Annotated in this window: 6 protein-coding genes; 3 read left to right on the top strand and 3 right to left on the bottom strand. The window is 52.2% G+C overall.

Annotated elements, in window-relative coordinates; all coding sequences use genetic code 11:
• Positions 1-78: 78 nt before the first annotated feature.
• A complete protein-coding gene (locus ACT3TC_RS15905) occupies positions 79-1365 on the top strand; it encodes an MATE family efflux transporter (RefSeq protein WP_406565433.1) in 1287 nt (428 codons plus the stop codon).
• Between the two features lie 36 nt (positions 1366-1401).
• Here ACT3TC_RS15905 and ACT3TC_RS15910 read toward each other — a convergent pair whose 3' ends face one another.
• The 3 genes from ACT3TC_RS15910 to ACT3TC_RS15920 all read right to left on the bottom strand — a co-directional run bounded on the left by ACT3TC_RS15910 (position 1402) and on the right by ACT3TC_RS15920 (position 4637).
• Positions 1402-2886: an NCS2 family permease gene (locus ACT3TC_RS15910; protein ID WP_444621882.1), complete on the bottom strand. Its 1485-nt coding sequence runs from the start codon at positions 2884-2886 to the stop codon at positions 1402-1404.
• Between the two features lie 221 nt (positions 2887-3107).
• Positions 3108-4298 (bottom strand): amino acid aminotransferase, encoded by a 1191-nt coding sequence (locus ACT3TC_RS15915; protein WP_444640875.1) that lies wholly within the window; start codon positions 4296-4298, stop codon positions 3108-3110.
• Positions 4299-4637, bottom strand: a complete 339-nt coding sequence (locus ACT3TC_RS15920) for a 4a-hydroxytetrahydrobiopterin dehydratase (protein ID WP_444640877.1) — start codon at positions 4635-4637, stop codon at positions 4299-4301. It abuts the gene before it with no gap.
• Positions 4638-4763: 126 nt separating this feature from the next.
• On the opposite strand from ACT3TC_RS15920, the gene cobA reads away from it, so the two are divergent.
• Both cobA and ACT3TC_RS15930 read left to right on the top strand, forming a co-directional pair.
• Entirely contained in the window at positions 4764-5543 is a 780-nt protein-coding gene (gene cobA, locus ACT3TC_RS15925; protein WP_444640878.1) for a uroporphyrinogen-III C-methyltransferase, read from the top strand.
• Between the two features lie 142 nt (positions 5544-5685).
• A complete protein-coding gene (locus ACT3TC_RS15930) occupies positions 5686-6795 on the top strand; it encodes a kinesin (RefSeq protein ID WP_444640880.1) in 1110 nt (369 codons plus the stop codon).
• Positions 6796-6825: the final 30 nt, after the last annotated feature.

A 6825-nucleotide genomic window follows, 5' to 3' on the forward strand; every position in this document is an offset into this window, starting at 1 on the left:
AATTAAGGAGTTACCGGTTTGAGCACTATATTGAGTCAGCGCAAGTTGGCAATAACTCTATGGCGCCAAACCTGGCCGATGGCCATCGGGGTACTGGCGTTATTGGGTTTTCAACTTGTTGATAGTGCTTTTGTCGCTCGCCTTGGCACTGCTCCTTTGGCAGCGCAATCGTTCACCTTCCCACTCTCTTTCTTAATTATTGGGATCCAAGTGGGTATGGGCATTGCCATTGCAGCGCTTATTTCGCGGGCCTTGGGAGCTGATGAGCATGCGAGAGCAAAGCGCTTAACCAGCCTGGTACTGCTTGCTGGGGGGGCCGTGATTGGTGTGCTGGGTATAGGCTTATGGCTTTTCCATGAGCCTGTTTTTCGTCTGTTAGGCGCAGATAACACGGCACTTTCTTACATCCGTATTTATTGGGGGCCGCAACTTTTTTCAGCATGGCTGGGTGCGGTGCTTTATTTTATCTATAGCGTATTTCGTGCCCACGGCAATACCAAGCTACCGGGTAAAATGATGGTGCTTAGTAGTGTAGCCAACCTGGTGCTCGATCCACTGCTGATCTTTGGTGTTGGCTCCTGGGAGGGCTTGGGGTTGCCAGGGGCTGCCTGGGCAACGTGTATCGCATTCGCTTTGGGGTTAGTGATTACGTGCCAGGCGCTGATACGTAAGCAATGGGTGTCTAACGTTGGACTCTTGGATGAGGCCAAACACTCCTGGCGCCCTTATGTAGGCATTGCCGCTCCCGCGATGGTGAGCCAATTGATGCCACCTCTTGCCAGCATGTTAACCATTGCCGTTGTCGCTGGGCTTGGCGATACCCAAGTAGCAGCGTGGGGGCTGGCAAGCCGCCTGGAAACGCTTTCGCTGATGGTCATACTGGCGATGACCATGTCACTTCCGCCTTGGTTGGGACGCTGTTATGGGGCTGGGGATTGGGGGCAAATTCAGCAGTTAATACGCTTGGCGCTTAAAGTGGCTGTTATATGGCAGCTGGGTCTTGGCGTGATACTTGCCTTGGGTGCGCCTTGGCTCGCGATGGTTCTGGCGGGAACGCCTAATGTGCAAAGCGAGCTGACACTACTGATTCGCTTCTTGCTGCCAAGTTATGCTGCGCTAGGGGTATGTATGTTGGTGGTATCGGCGGGAAATGCGTTGGGCTGGCCGCTGCGCGCCATGCTGCTTTCCAGTGCGCGCCTCTTTGTCTGCTACTTGCCTTGCCTGTGGGTAGGCTCTCTGCTCTTTGGCTGGTGGGGCTTGGCGGCAGGGGCAGCGATAGGAAATTTGTTATCGGGTTTAACTGCGTGGGTCGTATTGGTACGTATATTATCCCGCCCGCAACGGCAGGCGGGATACAACGCCTAAAGTAATTAATAAATGGGGTAATTAACACATAGTCAATTAACGCTTGTGTGGCGCTTGCTGGAATGAGAAATAGGCAAATAGCAGCGCCATTGCCAAGTAGCCGAGCACAAATTGTGGCGCGGCGTTCAATGCAAGTTGAGGCGCGTGCATTAAACCGACAAATGAAAAGCCTGCTGCAATCAAGGCAAATACGGCAGCGCGCCGAAACTGATGATCAATCACCGACACCGTCATGGCGCCCAACAAAATAGCCATAAACATGGCGCCTTGGCCCATTACCACAATGGCACTGGAAATATCGCTCACCACTTCGCCTGCGCCACGGCTAAAGCGCGTCATTATATAGTTAGCAAAGTAGGGCAGCATGGCGAGTGCGACGGCGGGATAATAGCGCGTATCGTTGGCCTGGAATGCCGTGGCAATCATCGACATGCCCACAAAGACTAATATGGGCGCTACCACGGAGACGGGAATAATGGCTGCCAGGGCGGCAATTAATCCTGTCATGGTGGCCAGCGCATAAACAGCACCGTTCAATAAGCTGTAACCGCGCCCGGCGCCCATCCACTTTGCGCCTACCGTGGCGATATACACGGTAGTAGGAAAAACGCCGCCAAACAGTGCGCCGATCATGGTACCTACGCCGTCAACCGCCTGACATTCGCGGACGTCGTATTTGTCGCCAGCTGCCTCCATCGCTTCAACATTGTTCATGGTCTCAATGGCGTTATAAAGCGTAATAGGAAGAACAACGGTTAGCACAGCGAGCATACCGGTAAATAGTAAACCTAAACCTTCAAACCAGGCCAAATTGGGAAGCAGCGGGTAAAAGCCCAGGTGCGTAAATGCATCGCTGAAGCGCTCACTACCAGCATCACCAATCAAGTAAGCCATCGCCGTGCCGACGATAATCGCGAACAGCGAGGTAGGCAGTTTAAAGGGCATGCTGACCCGGGCTACCAAGCCAACGATAATAATAGCCAGCACGAGAAGGCCAATAACCGGTACTTCCAGTGTTTTAAACAGCATCTCACCGGCAATAAACGTAAGTGCTACCCCCGCGACAGCCCCCAGCATGGCAGCCCGTGGCAGATGATACTGCACCCATCGGCCAATCAGGCTAATTGCCGCTTCAATAGTGCCACTAATAAAGCAGGCAGCCACCGCAACCTTCCAGGCCAGCTCGGTATCACCGGTCAGTTGCTTGGCGGGTAACAGTACGCCAAATAAAAATACAAACATAACCGGAGTAGAAATGCCGTATGAAAGGGCGGTAACGTCGGTACGGTTCTCTTTCCTGGCTAAGCGTGCAGCGCTCCAGGCGTAATAGAAGTTGCCGACCATAACGGCAACGGCCGCTCCTGGCAGCACCTGACCATAGACGATCGAGGCTGGGAAGCCCATGCCCAGCATGGTAATCGCGATAACGATAAAGTTGGCGATATTATTTTGGAAGAGAGCAAAGAAGGCATCGGTGTCTTCTTTTTTATACCAAGGGTAGTGTGTGCTGGCTGCCGCCATGGAAAGCCTCGTTAATAAAAGAGTTTAACAGTGCAAACCGTTAGGCAGATAGACCCAGGTGGGGTTGACTGATCGGTCAGGTTGGCGCTGAACAGGACGCCGCACGGGCGGCCTTGGCTCTGGCGGCAAGCGCGCAATTGTACACAACAATACAACCATTCCCAAGATACAAAAACGCCCAGGCAAAGCTTGGGCGCCGAGTAAAGCATTAGGCAACGCGGTTAGTCGTTAACCGCTGCAATTGCTTTGGCAAGGTAAGGGAGATTTTCATGAGAGAAGCCCGCAACGTTGGCGCGTCCAGAGCGGACCATGTAAATGCCAAACTCATCGCGTAAGCGATCTACCTGGTCAGGCGTTAGCCCGGTGTAGGAGAACATGCCGCGCTGTTCAGCAACACAAGCATATTTCTGATCCAGGCCGTAGGGTTTCAGGGCTTCCACAAAATCGCGGCGCAGCGTATTAATACGGTCACGCATTTCGGTGAGTTCTTCACGCCACATGGTGGTCAGTTCGGCATCGTTTAAAATTTCGCTTACGATGGCGCCGCCGTGAGCAGGCGGGTTGGAGTAGTTTTCCCGGGCCACAATGGCCACCTGAGAACGCACATTCTCCATCTGCTCCGCGTCTTTAGCGACCATGATAAGGCAGCCAGTGCGCTCGCAGTAGATACCGAAATTCTTCGAGCAGGAGCTGGTGATAATCACTTCGTCCAGCTGTTCGGCTAGTAGGCGTACGCCGTAGGCATCTTCATCAAGCCCTTCACCAAACCCTTGGTAGGCGAAGTCAACGAGCGGTAGGAGCTTACGTTCACGTAGAACGACCAGCACTTCCTGCCACTGCTCTTGGGATAGATCAAAACCGGTCGGGTTATGGCAGCACGCATGCAGCACCACGACGTCGCCTTCAGGAATTGTTTTCAGCGCGGCCAGCATGCCTGAAAAATCGAGGCGGTTATCAGCATCTACATACGGATATTTATGCAGCGCTATGCCCGCAGACGTAAAAATACCGTGGTGATTGGGCCACGTCGGGTCACTTACCCAAATACCTTTATGGGGTAGCTGAGTCGCAATAAAGTCAGCCGCTAAGCGTAACGCACCGGTACCGCCGGGGGATTGAGTAGCGCTGGCGCGTTTGGCTTCCAGTACGGGGGAGTCGCTACCCAGCACCATGGGCAATACGACATTGCTGTAGGCGGGCGCCCCGTGCGAACCGATATAGGTTTTGGTGGCTTCATTCTTGAGCAGGCGAGCTTCAGCTTCTTTGACAGCGCGCATTACCGGTGTAGTACCCTTTGAATCGCGGTACACCCCTACGCCCAAATCAACCTTTTGCGGATTGGTATCTTTTTTGAAAGCTTCGATCAGCCCGAGAATGGCATCTCCAGGGACTCGCTCAATATGCTCAAACATTTACTCAGCTACCTCGTCGGTTCTGGCGGCAAGAATGAAATCATTAAGATGCAGGCCATTAATACGATGTGTCCACCACATTACGGTGGTTTTACCCCATTCGGTGATTAACATGGGGTGGTGTCCGGCCTGCTCTGCTATCTCGCCAACACGCTGGGTAAATGTCAGCGCCTTGGCAAAGTCATAAAACGAAAAGCTTCGTGACAGCTTTATGATGCCATCGTGCTCGACAATCCGCCACTCCGGTAATTGCTCAAGATAAGCCTGACACTCGCTTTTATCTAGCGGCGGGGTATCTTTCGAGCAGGGCGCACAGATAGTTTGTGCAAGCCTGAGCATATACATTCCCTCATAAAATCGGCATAACACTGGTCATGAAAGCAGACAAACGCAAACACGGCCAATTATCATTGGAATGATTACGCGTAAGCAACAATATAGGTATGAATTTTGTCAAGAGGTGGAATGAGTGGTTTTGTTAGCCTGGTGGGCGCAGGTCCTGGCGATGCAGAGTTATTAACCTTAAAAGCCTACAAGCGCCTTCAGCAAGCAGATGTCGTGCTTTACGACCGCTTGGTTAGTAGCGCTATTTTGGCGCTACTGCCGAGCAATACGCAGCGCTTCTATGTTGGAAAGGTCCGGTCGCAGCATAGCGTTCCTCAACAGGAGATTAATCAACGCTTGGTCGACTGGGCCATTGAGGGCAAAAGCGTCGTAAGGCTTAAAGGCGGTGACCCGTTCATCTTTGGTCGCGGCGGTGAAGAGCTGGAGGCGCTAATCACTCATGGAGTAGCGGTGGAGGTTATTCCCGGTATCACCGCCGCCTCAGGATGCTCCGCTTATGCTGGCATTCCGCTTACCCACCGTGATCATGCACAGGCTGTCCATTTTGTGACGGGGCATTGGGCGGATGATGAACAGGCAGTGGAGTGGGAAGCGTTAGCAAAACCAAACCAAACACTGGTTTTCTATATGGGGCTAAACAGCGTTGGTGTAATTAGCCAAAAGTTGATGGCGTATGGGATGTCGCGTGATACGCCTCTGGCGTTGATTGAGCAAGGGACGATGGCTGAACAGCAAATCCATGCGGGAACATTGGCATCGCTGCCTGAGGCCTTGACGACAGGTGGTATTCAATCACCGGCGCTTTTAATTATTGGTAGTGTGGTTTCACTGCACACAAAGCTTGCGTGGTTCAAAAATGCGCATCCAAGCGAAGCTCCTGTTCATAATGATCTACAGTAGAAGGTGGGCTTGGCTAATGCATTGAATCTGCTAGTGGACTGGCTAGATGCCATTTGCTGTGTATGCTTGTAATGGACGATATGCGCTAAACGCATCTTTAACGCTGCTGATATCGGTAGCCTGGTAGAGAGAGGGACGCAGAATGTCAGAAGAAAACCATTCGGATCATCAGACGCCTGCGAGCAGGCTGGATGCCAAAACACTATTTAAAGATAACCGAGTCAGGGCTATCGCGGGTATCGCCGCCATTGCCGTTATTTGGGCGATCATGGCTCAGTCCAACGCAGGCACTCATAAAGAGCGTGTTGAAGCGCTTGAAGGGCAACTGGCAAGTGCTGAACAAAACAACCGCCGTTATAGCCGCCGTATCCAGGAAATAGATCAGGCAGAATCCAATTTAGCGGACATGCAGGAAGAGGCGGCGCAGCTTGAAGAGCAGCGCAATGAAGCCAGTTCTGCGTTGGAAAGTGCACAGAATGACGTGGCTACTATTCAGACGCGTCTTGAAGCATTAGAAACTCAACGAGATGAACTTCAAAATGAAGTGGATGCTTTAAACCAGGAGCTGGAAAACGCCCAGGGTGATATGCAGTCACTACGCGATGAGCGCGATGAAATCACAACGACCCGTGATAATGCTGAAGCGACACTTCAGCAGATAGAAGAAGCCCAGCAGAGCGCTGATGAAGCGCGGCAACAGGCTGAAACCGCACGCCAACAGGCTGAAGAGCAGCGTCAGCAAGCGGTTGAAGCACTAAGTAGCGCTGAAGATGATTTTGCTGAACTTAAAGAGCAGAGCCGTCAAGCGAATGAAGCGCTCTCTGGCCTTGAGGAGCAGGTAGCTTCGGCACAAAGTGAACTGGATGAGTTGGAAAATACCCGTGACTCCCTCACCTCTGAGCGTGATGAGCTTCAAAGCGAAGTCGATTCATTGGTTGAGCTTCGTGAAGAGGAGTCGCAGAGCCTGGAGCAGGTGCGTGGCGAAATGGAAGACTTGATGGTTGCGCTTGATCTTGGTCGTAATGAAGTTGCTAACATTAATAGCGATATTGAAGCGCGTGAAGAAACCTTATCTCAACTGGAGTCTCAGCTAAGCAACTGGCGGGATGAGCTTTCTTCCCTTGATCAGCGTTTAGGTAGCGCCGATGATGCAGCGAATGACGCTTCATCTGAGGGCGGCGCAACGGATCAGGCACCTGCAAACGAAAGCGATAACAGCCAGTCACAGAGCCAACAGCAAAGCAATAATTAAGCGTATTCGTCTGAATCAACCAGACGAATT

This window comes from Halomonas sp. AOP27-A1-41, from assembly GCF_052378605.1.
In the GTDB taxonomy this organism is placed as follows: domain Bacteria; phylum Pseudomonadota; class Gammaproteobacteria; order Pseudomonadales; family Halomonadaceae; genus Vreelandella; species Vreelandella citrativorans.